General features: G+C 75.9%; 15 protein-coding genes. 13 read left to right on the top strand and 2 right to left on the bottom strand.

All coding sequences use genetic code 11. From position 1 onward, the window contains the following. Positions 1–51 precede the first annotated feature (51 nt). The 7 genes from AB6N23_RS07460 (at position 52) to AB6N23_RS07490 (ending at position 5,490) form a co-directional block, all read left to right on the top strand. On the top strand, positions 52–918 hold the full coding sequence (locus AB6N23_RS07460; protein WP_412865457.1) for a cytochrome c oxidase assembly protein: 867 nt from the start codon (positions 52–54) through the stop codon (positions 916–918). A 113-nt stretch (positions 919–1,031) separates the two neighbouring features. After that, entirely contained in the window at positions 1,032–1,544 is a 513-nt protein-coding gene (locus tag AB6N23_RS07465) for a hypothetical protein (protein ID WP_412865458.1), read from the top strand. 23 nt (positions 1,545–1,567) lie between these two features. Further along, complete coding sequence (locus tag AB6N23_RS07470) at positions 1,568–1,822, top strand: hypothetical protein (protein WP_412865459.1); 255 nt, start codon at positions 1,568–1,570, stop codon at positions 1,820–1,822. A 411-nt stretch (positions 1,823–2,233) separates the two neighbouring features. Next, complete coding sequence (locus AB6N23_RS07475; protein WP_412865460.1) at positions 2,234–2,722, top strand: M15 family metallopeptidase; 489 nt, start codon at positions 2,234–2,236, stop codon at positions 2,720–2,722. Between the two features lie 47 nt (positions 2,723–2,769). Next, complete coding sequence (locus AB6N23_RS07480) at positions 2,770–3,897, top strand: class I SAM-dependent methyltransferase (protein ID WP_412865461.1); 1,128 nt, start codon at positions 2,770–2,772, stop codon at positions 3,895–3,897. Positions 3,898–4,006: 109 nt separating this feature from the next. Then, positions 4,007–4,243, top strand: a complete 237-nt coding sequence (locus tag AB6N23_RS07485; RefSeq protein WP_412865462.1) for a helix-turn-helix transcriptional regulator — start codon at positions 4,007–4,009, stop codon at positions 4,241–4,243. Beyond that, entirely contained in the window at positions 4,240–5,490 is a 1,251-nt protein-coding gene (locus AB6N23_RS07490; RefSeq protein WP_412865463.1) for a HipA domain-containing protein, read from the top strand. The genes AB6N23_RS07485 and AB6N23_RS07490 overlap by 4 nt, the downstream gene beginning before the upstream one ends. A 69-nt stretch (positions 5,491–5,559) precedes the next feature. On the opposite strand, the gene AB6N23_RS07495 is transcribed toward AB6N23_RS07490, so the two are convergent. Then, positions 5,560–6,438 carry a hypothetical protein gene (locus AB6N23_RS07495; protein ID WP_412865464.1) on the bottom strand — a complete coding sequence of 293 codons (879 nt, stop codon included), beginning with the start codon at positions 6,436–6,438 and terminating at the stop codon, positions 5,560–5,562. Positions 6,439–6,503: 65 nt separating this feature from the next. Between AB6N23_RS07495 and AB6N23_RS07500 the strand changes: the two genes are divergently transcribed. From AB6N23_RS07500 to AB6N23_RS07515, 4 genes are all read left to right on the top strand, one after another. Then, entirely contained in the window at positions 6,504–7,901 is a 1,398-nt protein-coding gene (locus AB6N23_RS07500) for a DUF4240 domain-containing protein (RefSeq protein ID WP_412865465.1), read from the top strand. An 88-nt stretch (positions 7,902–7,989) separates the two neighbouring features. After that, positions 7,990–9,441: an adenylosuccinate lyase gene (gene purB / locus AB6N23_RS07505; protein ID WP_412865466.1), complete on the top strand. Its 1,452-nt coding sequence runs from the start codon at positions 7,990–7,992 to the stop codon at positions 9,439–9,441. A 202-nt stretch (positions 9,442–9,643) separates the two neighbouring features. Beyond that, entirely contained in the window at positions 9,644–10,498 is an 855-nt protein-coding gene (locus AB6N23_RS07510; protein ID WP_378198749.1) for a hypothetical protein, read from the top strand. A gap of 388 nt (positions 10,499–10,886) precedes the next feature. Beyond that, positions 10,887–11,102, top strand: a complete 216-nt coding sequence (locus AB6N23_RS07515) for a hypothetical protein (RefSeq protein ID WP_412865468.1) — start codon at positions 10,887–10,889, stop codon at positions 11,100–11,102. Between the two features lie 343 nt (positions 11,103–11,445). Here the strand turns inward: AB6N23_RS07515 and AB6N23_RS07520 are convergent, their stop codons facing one another. Then, positions 11,446–12,729 carry a glutamyl-tRNA reductase gene (locus tag AB6N23_RS07520; protein WP_412865469.1) on the bottom strand — a complete coding sequence of 428 codons (1,284 nt, stop codon included), beginning with the start codon at positions 12,727–12,729 and terminating at the stop codon, positions 11,446–11,448. A gap of 25 nt (positions 12,730–12,754) precedes the next feature. Here AB6N23_RS07520 and hemE point away from each other — a divergent pair, with 25 nt between their 5' ends. Both hemE and AB6N23_RS07530 read left to right on the top strand, forming a co-directional pair. Next, complete coding sequence (hemE, locus tag AB6N23_RS07525; protein ID WP_412865470.1) at positions 12,755–13,840, top strand: uroporphyrinogen decarboxylase; 1,086 nt, start codon at positions 12,755–12,757, stop codon at positions 13,838–13,840. Beyond that, the coding region (locus tag AB6N23_RS07530) for a protoporphyrinogen/coproporphyrinogen oxidase (protein WP_412865471.1) at positions 13,837–15,195 on the top strand (1,359 nt) is incomplete at its 3' end. The genes hemE and AB6N23_RS07530, both read left to right, overlap by 4 nt.

A 15,195-nucleotide genomic window follows, 5' to 3' on the forward strand; every position in this document is an offset into this window, starting at 1 on the left:
TCGGGTCCCGCCGGCCCGCACCACGCCGATGCACGGACGGCGGCACCGGCGGTGACCGGCGTCCTCGCCGTCGCGGTGCACCACGGCGGCGGCGCCGGGACGCCGGTCACCGCCTGGCCGCTGGCCGTGCTGGTCGCGGCGCTGCTCGCCGTCCCGTACGCGGTCGGCGTCGCGCGGTACCGCGACCGGATGCCGCGCGCGTGGCCGCCGTGGCGGACCGCCTCGTGGTGCGCGGGCGCGCTGCTCGTCGGCGCCGCGGTGTCGCCCGTGCTGGGCGTCGTGCCGGACCCCGCGGTGCGGCACATGGTCCAGCACCTGCTGCTGGGCATGCTCGCGCCGCTGGGCCTCGTGCTCGCGGCGCCCGTGACGCTGCTGCTCGGCGCCGCGTCGCCCCGGGGACGCCGGCTCGTCGCCGCGGTCCTGCACGCGCCCATCGTCCGCGTGCTGACGCACCCCGTGACGGCGGCGCTGCTGCACGTCGGCGGTCTGCTCGCGCTGTACCTGACGCCGCTGTACGCGCGGGCCGCCTCCGACCCGGTCGTGCACGCCCTCGTGCTGGTGCACTTCCTGCTCGCCGGCTGCCTGTTCGCGTGGGCCGTCGCCGGCCCGGACCCGGCGCCGCGGCGGCCGGGCGTCCTGCCGCGGCTGGTCGTGCTCGTCGTCGCGTCCGGCGTGCACGGCGCGCTCGCCAAGTACCTGTACGCGCACGCCGACCGCCTGCCGCCCGGCGGTGGGCACACGGTCGCGCAGGTGGAGGCCGCGGCGCGGTGGATGTACTACGGCGGCGACGTGGCGGAGGTGCTGCTTGCGGTCGCGCTGCTTGCCGGGTGGTACCGGGTGCGCCGGCGGTCACCGGCCCGCACTGCGGTCGGTGGTAGCGGTCAATTCACTGCATATGGTAGTCAGATTCGTGCTTGACGCTATTTCGCGCTGAGCGCTACGGTCCTCGCGGCCGCACACAGCGGCGTGAATTCACTCAGGGGGCAGAAGAGATTAAGGTCTCGCGACTCGTCAGCCTGTCGGCCGCATCCGTGGTCAGCATCTCCATGATCGTCGGCGTGGGCGCCACCGCGCACGCCGCCCCGCCCGTGCCCGTCGCCAAGCGCACGGTCCTGCAGGGCCCGCAGAGCGTCCTCGACGCACAGGGGCAGACGGCACAGCTCCTCGAGCTCATCGCCGCGATCCCCGACTCCGTGCTGCTGCAGGGCGACGCGGCGAAGAACGCGTGGATCACGGAGCGCCTCGTCGCCAGCGGGCTCTCGCCCGTCGCAGTCGCCGAGCTCGACGGCACCGGCGCCGTTCCGGACGGGTTCCTCGAGTGCTCCGGGGCTATCCTGATCCTCATCGGAACAACGGCGATCCCTGCGGCCAAGCTCCTGAGGATCAAGCGGCTCATGGACGACCTCGGCGGGGTGACGACGGCGATCAGGATCATGTGGGGTGCGAGTTTCTCCCACGAGAAGCTCAAGGCCGTGGGCGCGGCGGCGGCGGCTCTCGGAGCCGAACTCCTCGGCATTGCAGCGGTGAAGACCGCCTGCTTCTGAACAATGAAGGGGTGAGTTCCGCCATGAAGAAGCACCTACCGACGGCCGCGTTCTTCGGCCTGATGATCCTTGCGGGCGTCGTGTACTTCGCCGCTGAGAACGTGCTGCTGGCGGCCGCTGTCGCGGCACTGGCCGTGACGATCTGGGGCTTCACGCCGTCCGGATTCGGCCACGTGCCGAAGCGTGGACCGGTCGTCAGCCCGAAGGAGCTCAGGGAGTACCGACGACAGCACCCCGGCGCGACGATCGCCGACGCGATCGAGCACGCCGGTCGGTGAGTCGACAGGTCGTGGTGCCACCCATCGTCGGGCGGCACCACGACTTGTCGCCGGTGTCGAGCCCGATCCCGTCCGGGCGCGAGCGGGGACGCGGACGTGCGCACACTGATCGCGTGACGACGTCGCGATGCCCTCAGCCCGCGGTGCGGGCGTCCGTGCGTCGCTCCTCGCCACCGGCCTCCTGACGGCCGTCGTGGCCCCCGCCGGCGACGACGGCGGTACGGCCCACCCGACGGTCACCACGAGCCCCCCGCCGCGTCGACGACCGCAGCACCTCGTCCGCTCACCGATGCCGCCCCCTCGGAGGCGCCCGCACCCCCGCCCGCCTACGCGGCCACGGTCGGCCCGATCACGCCCGATCACGCCCGAGCTCGCCGCCCGCTGCAGGCGTCGTAGCGGCCCGGCTGCCCGGTGCCCCTGGGGGAGCTGCGGTACCTCACCGTGACGCACGACAACATGGCCGGCGCGGTGGTGACAGGCGAGCTCGTGGTCCACGCCGACGTCGCCGACGGCCTCGTCGAGGTCTTCCGCACCCTCTTCGACGCCCGCTTCCCGATCGCCTCGATGCGGCTCGTCGACGACTTCGGCGCCGACGACGACGCCTCCATGGCCGCCGACAACACGAGCGCCTTCAACTGCCGGGCCGTCACGGGCGGCACCGGCTGGTCGGAGCACTCGTACGGCCGCGCGATCGACGTCAACCCGGTCGAGAACCCGTACGTGCGCGGGGCGACCGTCCTGCCGCCCGCGGGCGCGGCGTTCGTCGACCGGCACGCTGCGCCCCGCGTGATCCTCGACGGGGACGTCGTCGTGCAGGCGTTCGCCGCGCACGGGTGGCAGTGGGGCGGGCACTGGACGAGCCCGAAGGACCACCAGCACTTCTCGACGACGGGCCGCTGACCGCGCGTTGCTAGCGTCGGCCCGGTGACCCGACCCCGGTGCGCCCCATGAGCGACGTCCTCGACCAGCTGCGCCGCCACCCCGACCTCGAGGCGCCCAACCTCTTCGCCGTCGACGCGACCGACCGGCTGGTGCTCGACGAGGCGGCGCCCGCGCTCGCGGGCGCCGCCGACGGGACCGTCGTCGTGGTCGGCGACCGCTACGGCGCGCTGACCCTCGGCGCGATCGCCCGGCACGGCGTCACCGGCGTCCGCACGCACCAGGACCGGCTGACGGGCGAGCGCGCGCTGCACGCGAACGCGGAGCGGCTGGGCCTCGGCGGGTTCACGTCGCACGGGCTCAGCCCCGACCTCGTCGCCGGGGCGCGGCTCGTGCTGCTGCAGCTGCCCCGGTCGCTCGACGCCCTCGACGAGGTCGCGACCCTGGTCGCGGAACACGCGGACCCGGCCGTCGTCGTGGTCGCCGGCGGGCGGGTCAAGCACATGACGACCGCGATGAACGACGTGCTGGGCCGCCACCTCGGGACCGTCGAGGCGCGGCTCGCACGGCAGAAGTCGAGGGTGCTCGTCGCGTCGTCCCCGCGCGCGGCGCAGGACCGGCCGTCGCGTCGGTGGCCCGAGCGCGCGGAGCACCCGGACCTCGGCCTCGTCGTCTGCGCGCACGGCGGCGCGTTCGCCGGGACGGGCGTCGACATCGGGACCCGGGCGCTGCTGGCGCACCTGGGGGGCGTCGAGCACACGACCGGCACGGCCGTGGACCTCGGCTGCGGCACGGGCGTGCTGGCCGTCGCCCTCGCCCGCCTCCGGCCCGGACTGACCGTCACGGCGACCGACGAGTCCGCGACGGCCGTCGCGTCGGCGGCCGCGACGGTCGACGTGAACGACGTGGCGGACCGCGTCCGCGTCACGCGCGCCGTCGGGACCGAGGGCATCCCCGACGGGAGCGTCGACCTCGTGCTGCTCAACCCGCCGTTCCACGTGGGCGCGACCGTGCACCCCGGCGTCGCCCGCGCCCTGTTCGCGGACGCCGCGCGCGTGCTGCGGCCGGGCGGCGAGCTGTGGGCGGTGTGGAACTCCTACCTGCACTACCGGCCGACGCTCGAGCAGGTCGTCGGGCCGACGCGTCAGGCCGGGCGGGACCCGAAGTTCACGGTGACGGTGTCGGCACGACGCTGACGGCGTTCGTGGCAGCACGGCGCGATGAGTAGATATCCGCGCATGCATCTCATGTGCTGATATCGTCACATCGATTGCGTGGGTCGATATCCGCGCGCGGGAGGCGGTCATGGCCACACCACCGGAGACGACCTGGGCGTCCGTGCACAGCGCGGCCGAGCTCGGCGCGTTCCTCCGACACGTGCGCGAGAGTCGCGGCCTGTCCCAGGAGGAGCTCGCCGACGAGCTCGGCATCGACCGGCGCTACGTCTACCAGATCGAGGCGGGCACCCCGAGCCTCTACACCCGGCGCCTGTTCGGCCTTCTGCGCCTGCTCGACGTGCGCATGGAGGTCCACGCCCGGTGAGCGTGCAGGCACTCGACGCGTGGCTCTACGGCACCCTCGTCGCCCACGTCGAGCGTGACCGCGACGAGCGCGTCCGCCTCCGGTTCACCGGCGAGGCGCTCGCCCGGTGGGGCCGCGGTGCCGCGGTGCTCTCCGGCCTGCTGCCCCTCTCCGACCGCCCGCCCGCGTCGGCGGCCGCGTCCGCGTGGTTGCGCGGGCTCATGCCCGAGGGGCGGGCACGCAGCCATCTCGCGTCCCGCGCCGGGGTCGCTCCCGACGACGTCGTCGGGTTCCTCGCGGTGTACGGCCGGGACACCGCCGGCGCCGTCACGCTCGTGCCCGAGGGCGCGGCACCGGACCGCCCCGACACCCCGGCGCGCCTCCTCGCCGACGAGTCGATCGGTGCGCTGCTCGACGAGGCCGCCGAGTCCGGGACCGCCGACCAGCCCACCTCCATCACCGGGCTGGAGTCGAAGATCGTCCTGACGGCGGTGCCTGGCGGGTTCGCCCAGCCAACCCCTCGCCTGCCGTCGACGCACATCCTCAAGCTGGCCCGCCCGGCCGGGTCGCGGTCCGCCGACCTCACGGACACCGAGGAAGCCGCGCTCGCGCTCGCCCGCACGTGCGGCCTCGGCGACGTCGTGGCGCACCACCAGGACTTCGCCGGGCGGCGCGCGCTCGTCGTGCGCCGCTACGACCGCGTCGTCGCGCCCGACCGGGTCGACCGCGTGCACCAGGAGGACACCGCCCAGCTGCTCGGCCTGGACACCTCCGACCCCGACCGCAAGTTCCAGTACGGGCGGCGCCTGCCGTCGCTGCGCGCGATCGCCACCCCCCTCGACCGGCTCGGCGTCCCCCTGCGCGACCTGCTCGCCCTGACCACCTTCAACCTGGCGATCGGCAACACCGACGCCCACGCCAAGAACGTCTCGGTGCTGCACCTCGCCGACGGCTCGCACCGGCTCGCGCCCGCGTACGACGTCTCCCTGCACACCCACCACGCGCACGCCGACACGCGCTTCGCCATGGACGTCGACGGGGAGCGCGCGATGGCCGCGCTCGCGGCGCCGCATCTGGTCGCGGAGGCGACCGCGTGGGGGGTGCCTCCGCGACTCGCGCGACGCACGGTGCAGGACACGGTGGACCGGCTCGCCGACGCGCTCGACGGCCTGGACCGCGCGGCCTACCCCGGGGTCGGCGAGGCGGCGTGGACGACCGTGGACCGGCGCGTCGCGCGGCTGCTCGACGAGGCTCGACGGATCGGCTGACCGACCGGCCCCGCGGACGTGTGCGGTCCGTCCACGCGCCGTCGCTGCCCCTCGCCACCCCGCCCCGCCTCACGCCTCCCGCCCTGTCGCCGCGTCCACCCGTCGTCCTCCCTCACCCGCGCCGCACCCCCGACGCACCTGCGCGAGACGGTGCTGCGCGAGGCCGCGGACCCGCCGCGTGCGTCCGTCCCGCCCGAGCACCTCCAGCACGTCCGGGCGGTCGGACGTGCCGGCGAGCCGCCGCTGCAGGGGGTCGCTCCACGTGGCCGCCGCACCCGGCCCGATCGGCAGGCCGGCCGCCAGGGCACGCGCCGAGCGCAGCTCGGCGACGCGTTCGGCGACGAGGCCCCGCGCGTCGGCGAGGGCCGCACGGGCCCAGTCGTCCAGCTCGCCGTCGGGCGCGTCGTCCAGCGCCGTCAGCACGACGGAGGTGGCGACGTGCGGGTCCGGCTCGTCCGCGAGGCACGACCGCACCGCAGCGCCCCGCCCCTGGCGGAGCGCCGCCGCGTACAGGGCGTGCCGGTCGTGCTCGTCGTCCCACGGCCCGTGGTGGTCGTCCCCGACCGCTCCGGCCAGAGCGTCGAGGGCGCGGTCCAGGTCGGGGTGCCGCGCGGCGAACCCCGCCCCGCCCGCGCGGCCGGCGTCCTGCACGAGCCGGGTCCCGGCGACGTCGCGCAGGAGCGCGTGCAGGCGGTCCGCGCCCGTGTCGTCCAGCCCCACCCCCCACACGCGTGCGAGGTACCGCCGCACCGCACCGACGGCGGTCCCCGGGTCGCCGGTGCGCGCGAGGACCGACAGGGCGCGGTCGGCGACGTCGTCGTACTCGTCCGCGGGGGCGTCGTCCCCGAGCGCCACCAGGTCCAGCGCCCGCACGGCGGCGCGCAGCCGGCGCACGTCGGGGCGCCGCGCCCCGGGGACCTGCGCCGGCCCCACCACTCCCTCGGCCACCCGCCGATGGTGGCACCCCCGCGGCAGGCCCGGCCACACCGGCGGGCGGCCTAGCCTCGTGCGTCATGAGGGTCGGGGAGTTCTGGCAGGTCGTCGCGGCGGCGGACGAGCACGCGCGCGACCACGGCACCACCCCCGCCGAGGGGCTCCGTGCCCAGCTCGCGCCCCTGCCCACCGGCGCGGTGCGGCGCTTCCACCGGCACGTCGAGCGGTTCGCGGCCCGGGCTGCCACGTCCGAGCTGTCGGCCGCCGCCCTGCTGCTGGACGGTGACAGCGACGACGGCTTCCTGGACCTGTGCACCTGGCTGGTCAGCCGGGGCCGCGAGACGTACGCGGCGGTGCTTGCCGACCCGGACCGCCTCGCGGACGTCCAGGACCTCGACGACCAGCTTGAGCACGCCGAGGAGTGGTCCTACGTCGCCGAGGAGGTCCTGGACGGCCGCGACGCCGACCTCGGCGACGAACCCGACCTCGGCCCCGGAGCCGAGCCGCTCACGGACGAGCAGGTCGCGGCCCTGCCGTCACGCTTCCCGCGCCTGTGGGCGCGGTACGGGCGCGGGGTCGACGACGAGCCTCCGGCGGGACCGGCCGTGCGGGCCGTGCCCGTGGCCGAAGCGAGCGCTCGACCGGGACCCGCCGCCGGCACCGTCCCGGACCTAACGATGGCACCACGGCGACGAATGACGATCTCGCCCTTCGGCGTCCCCGACGGCAGCACGGTGCCCGGGGTGCGGTTCGAGCAGCCGCCCGAGGACGCCGACATCGAGTACCTGCGTGCGCGTGGCGTGCGTGCCGCCTGGCTGGAGAGCACCTGCTGGGACCGCGCCCACCGCGGGCTGGACTGGCTCGTCGACCTCGCGCCGCTCGTCCTGGTCGTCACCGCCCGCGGGACCGTGCCACACCTCCCCGCCGAGGCCCTCACCCACGTGCAGCGGCTCAGCGTCCATCCCACCCAACGGCTCTCGGCCCCGCTCGACCCGTCGACCCTCACCTCCTTGCGGGGACTGGCCGCCGCGCGACGACACCTCGACGGCCCACTCACCGCACTGACACGGCTCGAGGCACTCACGCTCGAGCAGGCGCCGATCCCGTCGCTCGAGGAGGTCGCCGGCCTGCCGCACCTGCGCGACCTGACGCTCTGGCTGGACCGCGCCGCTGCGGAGGAGCCCTTCTCCTTCGCAGGTGCGGACCGGCTCCCGGCGCTGCGGCAGCTCGCCGTGATGGAGTGCGCCATCGGGCCCCTCGAGGGCGTCCAGCGTCTCGCCTCGCTCGAGAGGCTCCTCCTGTCCGCGCGCCACCCGCGCCGGTTCGACGTTCCGGTCGACCTGGCGCCGCTGGCACAGCTGCCTCGGCTGTGCGACGTGCGCATCGTCACGAACGCCCCGTGCGTCAACGCCGACGTGCTGGATGCCCTGCCCGCGCTCGACGCCGCGGTCGTCGGCAAGCTCGAGGTCCGTCGCTGACCGCGGGCCGCACCTCCTGGCGTCCGGCGCGGTGACCCCCGTGGACGCCCGTCACGCCCGCCCCTCCCGCTCTGGGAGACTTCCTCCCATGACCTCGCCCGTCGACGCCTCCGCGCGCGTCCGCCTCGCCGACGTCACGCCGTCCATCGCCCTCGGGCCGCTCGACGGGCGGTACCGCCCCGCCGTGGCGCCGCTGGTGGACCACCTGTCGGAGGCCGCGCTCAACCGCGCGCGCATCGAGGTGGAGGTCGAGTGGGTCATCCACCTGACCGACCACGGCGTGGTGCCGGGTGCGCCGGAGCTCGCGGTCGACGAGCAGGAGTACCTGCGGGACGTCGTGGCCACGTTCGGCGCCGCCGAGGTCGCGGAGCTCGCCGAGATCGAGCGCACCACCGTGCACGACGTGAAGGCCGTCGAGTACTTCCTCAAGCGCCGCATCGCCGCGGCGCCGCAGGCCCTGCGCGCCGACACCGTGCTCCCGCAGGTCAACGAGCTCGTCCACTTCGCGCTGACCAGCGAGGACGTCAACAACCTCTCCTACGCGCTCATGGTGCGGGGCGCGGTCCGCGACGTCTGGTTCCCGGCCGCGGTCGCGCTCGTCGACGAGGTCGCGGCGCTCGCCACCGAGCACGCCGGCCGCGCGATGCTCGCCCTCACGCACGGTCAGCCCGCGACGCCGACGACGCTCGGCAAGGAGCTCGCCGTGCTCGCGCACCGCCTGCGCCGCCAGCTGCGCCGCATCGAGGGCGACGAGTTCCTCGGCAAGCTCAACGGCGCGACCGGCACGTACGGCGCGCACCTCGCGGCCGTGCCGGACGCCGACTGGCAGCTCGTCTCGCGCACGTTCGTCGAGCACCTCGGCCTCACGTGGAACCCGCTGACCACGCAGATCGAGTCGCACGACTGGCAGGCCGAGCTCTACGCCGACGTCGCCCGTTTCAACCGCGTCCTGCACAACCTCGCCACCGACGTGTGGACGTACATCAGCCGGGGCGTCTTCACGCAGATCCCGGTCGCCGGCGCCACGGGCAGCTCGACGATGCCGCACAAGGTCAACCCGATCCGCTTCGAGAACGCCGAGGCGAACCTCGAGCTCTCGTCCGCGCTGCTCGACACGCTCGCCTCGACGCTCGTCACCAGCCGGCTGCAGCGCGACCTCACCGACTCCACCACGCAGCGCAACATCGGCCCCGCGTTCGGGCACTCGCTGCTCGCGATCGACAACGTGCGCCGCGGCCTGCGCGCGCTCGCCGTCGACGAGGCGCTGCTCGCGCGCGAGCTCGACGAGAACTGGGAGGTCCTCGGCGAGGCGGTGCAGTCGGCGATGCGCGCGGCGTCCGTCGCCGGGGTCGTGGGCATGGAGAACCCCTACGAGCGGCTCAAGGAGCTGACCCGCGGGCGACGCCTCACCGCGGACGACATGCGGACGTTCGTGGCGGGCCTCGGGCTGCCCGTCGACGTCGCCGAGCGCCTCGCCGCGCTCACCCCGGGCACGTACACCGGTCTGGCGACGGAGCTCGTCGCCCACCTGGACCAGTAGTCCGTCCGGACTGTCACGGCACGCCCGTTTCGTCCCCCGTTCGCCTCACCCGGACGGCGTAAACGGGTGCTCGTCTGTGGGAGCGGTACCGATCGGACCCGCTCAAACCTGGACATGTGCCCTGTTGCGGGTCAGAATCGTCGCGTCCGTCGGAATCCTCCCCCTCCGTCCGATACGGCAAGGAAGCCCGCCCGTGACTCTGATGCAGAAGGCGATCACGCCCGCGCTCACCCAGGCGCACCTCACGCAGGGCCACGACCGCATCGCCGGGTACGTGGTCCGCGCCGAGGACGTCGCGTTCGCCACCACCCCGGCCCAGCTGTTCGAGGTGCACGGCCTGGGGTACCCGGGCTCACCCTTCAGCCCGTACGACCGGTACATCGACATCCTGCGGTTCGAGTCGTCGCCGCAGCTGCAGTACCGCGACGTCCCGGGCTACATCGTCCCGCTGTGGTGGCTCCGCCACTCCCGCATCCCCCCGGGCGCCGAGCTGATCCGCGTGCACGACGACGGCTCGTCGACGCTGCTCGCGCGCTACGGCGACGTCGGCACCGGCTGGACCGTCACGCAGCTCGGCGCCCCGCGCGCCGCGCTGGCGTCGCTGTCCCGCTGCGTCGGGCCCGTCGCCAAGTGGCACGGCGCGTACCTCGAGGCGGACGTGGTCGACGGCGGGCACACGGTCGTGCTCGCGCTGGCGAACCCCCCGCTCGCCGAGACGGGCTTCCACCAGTCGCCGTCGGGGCGCTGGTACCGGCGCGTGGCTCGCGAGGACGTCACCGAGCTGTTCGAGCTCGACCTGACGGCACGCTGGAACGGCCTGTCGGTGCGCGTCGTCGACCAGTGGCAGGACGCGCAGCGGTACGTCGTCGCGCGCATCTCGCACCTGGGTGACGACATCGAGCGCGCCGAGCGGCTGCACCTGGAGCGCGTGGAGGCCGGCGTGTACGAGGCCATCGTCTACGCCGCCGAGCTCACCGACATCCAGACCAACCAGGTCGTCCCGCACACGTGGGCGCCCGGCCCGGCCGCGCAGCAGCGGCACTGGGCGCACTCCTAACCTGGTGACCTGCGCCGACACGTCGATCTGGACGAATGTGTGGAAACTCTCCCATCCCACGCTCTGATCCCCTAGGATCGATGAGCACCGGCACGGACAGCGCTTCACCAGCGCCCGTGCCGACGTCAGGCCCTCACGGGCGCTGACCCCGGAACCGCACCGGGCCTGGTCCTCCCCCCCGACCAGGCCCGGTGCGCTTTTTCGTCCCACGCCCGGACGGGCGCGGCGCTCGCCGCGTGCGGTCTCGCCGCCGGCCTCCCCGACAACCACGGACCGGCCCTCCGCGGTGCGCCGGGCCGACGCGCGCGACCCGGCCGTCGCGCAGCACGTTGTGCAGCCGACGCCTGCACAACCACCGGATCGAGGGCCCGACCCCCACGACCCGGCCGTGACGCGCGACTCCTGCGGCGGCGGCAACCGGAGGACGGACCGGGGGCTCACCCCGCACGACCCGGCCCTCGCGCAGCACCACGACACTCGGCAGCTGCACAACCGCCGGATCGGCAGCGCACCGGCACGCGACCCGGCCGTCGCGCAGCACCTGGGCGGCCGACGCCTGCACAACGACCGGTTCGAGAGCTCGACCTCCACGACCCGGCCATGACGAGCCACTCCGGCGGCCGGGGCCACAGCGCCACCGAAGCCGCCGCCCCCCCCCGGTACGCGACCCGGCCCTTGCGCAGCACCGGGGCGGCGGATCGCTGTACGACGGCCGGTTCGGCTGCGTGGCGGCGGGGGCGGATCGCTGCACGACGGCCGGTTCGGCTGCGTGGCGGCGGCGGTGGATCGCTGCAGGACGGCCGGTTCGGCTGCGTGGCGGCGGCGGCGGATCGCTGCGCGACGCCGGTTCGGCGGCGCGGCGGCGGCGGCAGTCGCGCAGGTGCCGCCGGTCGCAGTGCCGTGGTGGTCGGTCCGTCGCCCGCCTCAGCCGCGAGCGGTCGCCCGCGTCAGCCGCGGGTGGTGGCCGGGCTGACGTCCGGGACGTCGACGGCCGCGAGCTCCGCCAGGGCGGCGGCGTACGCGGCGGCGTCGCCGGCGCGGGCGGCCGCACGGGCGGCGACCGTCGGCGCGTGCAGCTGTGCGCGCACCTTGCGGCGCAGCGACCGGGCGCGGCGCTCGTCGCGCCCGTCGTCGGGGACGGCGGCGAGGGCCGTCTCGAGGGCACCGAGGACGCGGGTGCGCTCGGCGACCACGGCGGGGTCCCAGTCGCGGACGCGGCGGTCGGCCTCGAACTCCTCGGCGGCGCGCTCGACGAGCGCGCGGGCCTGGTCGAGCGCGGCGTGCTCGGCGGGGGCGTGCTCGGCGACGGACTGCAGCGACACGAGCGCGACGCCGGGCAGCGACCGGACGTCGGGGTCGACGTCGTGGCGCAGGGCCAGGTCGACGACCGTCAGCGGGCGCGCCTCGCCGCGGCGCGCGGCCGCGAGGGCGTCGACGCCCAGCACGGCACCTGCGGCGCCGCTGCACGCGACGACGAGGTCGACGTCGCGCAGCTCGGCGAGCAGGTCGGCACCCGCGGGGAGCGCCCGCACGCCGCGGGCGGCGGCGAACGGCCCGGCGCGACCGCTGGGCGAGTACACGCGCACGTCACGGACGCCCCGCGCCTTGAGCGCGGCGAGGCTGGCGCCGGCGTACGAGCCGGTGCCGACGAGCACGCACCGCACGGCGGACCAGTCGGCGGACCCGTCGACGCCGGGCAGGGTCCGCTCGGCGAGGTCCAGCGCGACGCCGACGACCGACCGCCCGGTGGCGCCGAGCCCGGTGGCGGTCTCCACGGACCGCGACGCGCGCGAGGCCGCCTGGAACAGGGCCTCGAGGGTGGACGTCGTCGTGCCGTCCTGCCGCGCGCTGGTGAGGGCGCGACGGACCTGCCCGGCGATCTCCCGCTCCCCCACGACCATCGACTCGAGCCCGGACGCCACGGCGAAGAGGTGCTCGCTCGCGTCGGTGCCGGTGAGGGGGCGCAGGTGCTCGGCGACCTGCTCGGGCGCGTAGCCGGAGCGGGCGGCGACGGCGTCGGCGACGGCGCGGCGGGCGCTGGGCGTGTGGGCGACGTCGTCCACGTCCAGGTACAGCTCGAACCGGTTGCACGTCGCGAGGACGACGGCACCGGTGACGGCGGGGGTCGCGGCCACGAGGTCCTTGCCGACCACGTGGACGTCGGACTGCAGGCGCTCCAGGACGGTCAGGTCGAGGTCGTGGTGGCTCGCGACGAGGGACAGCAGCACCACGTCCTCGATTCAATCATCCCGAGAAATGTCCGGCACAATCGGTGGCGTGAGTCTTTCAGCACACCATCCGCTCGTCGACGGGCGCACCACCGATTCGCCGCTGGTGACGGCGTATTCCGGTCGCCGCCCCGACCGGCTGCCGGTGTGGTTCATGCGTCAGGCCGGCCGTTCGCTGCCCGAGTACCGCGAGGTGCGCGCCGGCATCCCGATGCTCGACTCCTGCCTCGACCCGGACCTCGCGGCCGAGATCACCCTGCAACCGGTGCGGCGCCACGGCGTCGACGCGGCGGTCTTCTTCTCCGACATCGTGGTGCCGCTCAGGCTGGTCGGGGTGGACGTCGAGATCCGGTCGGGCGTGGGCCCGGTCATGGGGTCGCCCGTGCGGACGGCCGACGACGTCGCCCGCCTGCGCGACCTCGGCCCGCTGACGCCCGAGCGCCTGGCGCCCGTCACGGCCGGCGTCGAGCGGACGGTCGCGGCGCTCGGCAGCACGCCGCTCGTCGGCTTCGCGGGCGCACCGTTCACGCTCGCCGCGTACCTCGTCGAGGGCGGCCCGTCGCGCGACCACCTCGCCGCGCGTCGCCTCATGCACGCCGACCCGGCCACGTGGGACGCGCTGATGGCCTGGACCGCCGAGGTCACGGGCGCGTTCCTCGAGGCGCAGGTGCGCGCGGGCGCGAGCGCCGGTCAGGTGTTCGACTCGTGGGCGGGTGCGCTGTCGCTCGCGGACTACACGGCGCACTGCGCGCCGGCGTCCGCGCAGGTCCTGGCGCTGGTCCGGTCGCTGGGCGTGCCGGCCGTGCACTTCGGCGTCGCGACGGGCGAGCTGCTGGTCGCGATGCGCGACGCGGGCGCCGACGTCATGGGCGTGGACTACCGCGTCCCGCTCGACGAGGCGTCGCGGCGGCTCGGCGGGACGACGCCGCTGCAGGGCAACGTCGACCCGGCGCTGCTGGGCGCGCCGTGGGACGTCCTCGAGGCGCACGTGCGGGACGTGGTCGAGCGCGGCCGGTCCGCTCCCGGGCACGTCGTCAACCTCGGCCACGGCGTGCCGCCGGAGACCGACCCGACCGTCCTGACGCGCGTCGTCGAGCTGGTCCACTCGCTGTGAGCGCCGGCGAGGCCTGGGACGTCGTCGTCGTCGGCGCCGGCGTCGCGGGCCTCGTCGCCGCCCGTGACCTGGTCCGGGCGGGGCGCCGTGTCGTGCTGGTCGACGGTCGCGACGCCCCGGGCGGGGCGGTCCGCGGGCACGACGTCGCGGGCCTGCGGCTCGACGCGGGCGCCGAGTCCTTCGCGACCCGGGGCGGCGCGGTGGCGACGCTGCTCGACGAGCTCGGCCTGCGCGACGACGTCGTGACGCCGGAGCCGCGCGGGGCCTGGGTGCACCTGACCAGCGGCGACGGCCCGCTGCCGCGCACCGGGCTGCTCGGCGTGCCCGCGCACCCGCTGGCCGCCGACGTGCGCCGCACGCTCGGCACGCGCGGTGCGCTGCGGGCCGCGCTGGACCTCGTGCTGCCGGCGCGGGTGGGCGCGCGCGCGACGACGTTCGGGGCGCTGGTCCGGGCGCGGATGGGCGACGCGGTGGCCGACCGGCTCGTCCACCCGGTCGTGGGCGGCGTGCACGCGGCCGACCCCGACGACCTCGCGACCGACACCGTCGCCCCCGGCCTGGCCGCCGCGCGGGCCGACGCCGGCGGCTCGCTCGCCCGCGGCGTGCGGACGCTGCGCGCGTCGGCACCGGCGGGCAGCGCGGTGCAGGGCCTGCGCGGCGGGATCCACCGGATCGTCGACGCGCTCGTCGCGGACGTCACGGGGCACGGCGGGGTCGTCCTGACGCGCACGCGCGCGACGTCGCTGGTCAGGGACGCGGACGGGACGCTGGTCGTGGGGACCGAGGCGGCCGCGACGACGGCGGCGCCCGCGACCGCCACCGGTGAGCTGCGCGCGCCGCGCGTCCTGCTGGCCACGCCCCAGGCGCCGGCGCTGCTCGCGGGCCTGGGCGCGGCGGACCTCACGTCGGTCGCCACGGACGACGGGGTGCCGGTCACGCTCGTCACGCTGGTCCTCGACGCGCCGACGCTCGACGCCGCGCCGCGCGGCACCGGCGTGCTCGTCGGCCCGGGCGTCGCGGACGTCACGGCCAAGGCCCTCACCCACGCGACCGCGAAGTGGGGCTGGCTGGCGCGCACGGCCCCCGCGGGCCGGCACGTGGTGCGGCTGTCGTTCGGGCGTGCGCCGGCGTCCGGTGCGGGCGGCGCCGACGGCGTCCCGCCGGCCGACGCGCTGCTCGACGTCGCGCTCGCCGACGCGTCCACCCTGCTCGGCGTGCCGCTGACCGCCGACGCGCTGGCCGGGCACGCGGTGGTCCGCTGGACGCAGTCGCTGCCCCGCCCGAGCGCGGCCCACCGGGCGGCGGTGGCGGCCGTGCGTGCGGCGGTCGCGGGGCTGCCGGGCGTGGCCGTGTGC

The organism is Cellulomonas pasadenensis (assembly GCF_047229365.1).
Classification (GTDB): Bacteria; Actinomycetota; Actinomycetes; order Actinomycetales; family Cellulomonadaceae; genus Cellulomonas.

What these genes read in the sequence shown, in the direction of transcription:
- AB6N23_RS07470 (WP_412865459.1), top strand. Translation starts at nt 1,568, where the DNA reads ATGAAGAAGCACCTACCGACGGCCGCGTTCTTCGGCCTGATGATCCTT.
- AB6N23_RS07480 (WP_412865461.1), top strand. Translation starts at nt 2,770, where the DNA reads ATGAGCGACGTCCTCGACCAGCTGCGCCGCCACCCCGACCTCGAGGCG.
- AB6N23_RS07485 (WP_412865462.1), top strand. Translation starts at nt 4,007, where the DNA reads ATGGCCACACCACCGGAGACGACCTGGGCGTCCGTGCACAGCGCGGCC.
- AB6N23_RS07500 (WP_412865465.1), top strand. Translation starts at nt 6,504, where the DNA reads ATGAGGGTCGGGGAGTTCTGGCAGGTCGTCGCGGCGGCGGACGAGCAC.
- purB (WP_412865466.1), top strand. Translation starts at nt 7,990, where the DNA reads ATGACCTCGCCCGTCGACGCCTCCGCGCGCGTCCGCCTCGCCGACGTC.
- AB6N23_RS07510 (WP_378198749.1), top strand. Translation starts at nt 9,644, where the DNA reads ATGCAGAAGGCGATCACGCCCGCGCTCACCCAGGCGCACCTCACGCAG.
- hemE (WP_412865470.1), top strand. Translation starts at nt 12,755, where the DNA reads ATGTCCGGCACAATCGGTGGCGTGAGTCTTTCAGCACACCATCCGCTC.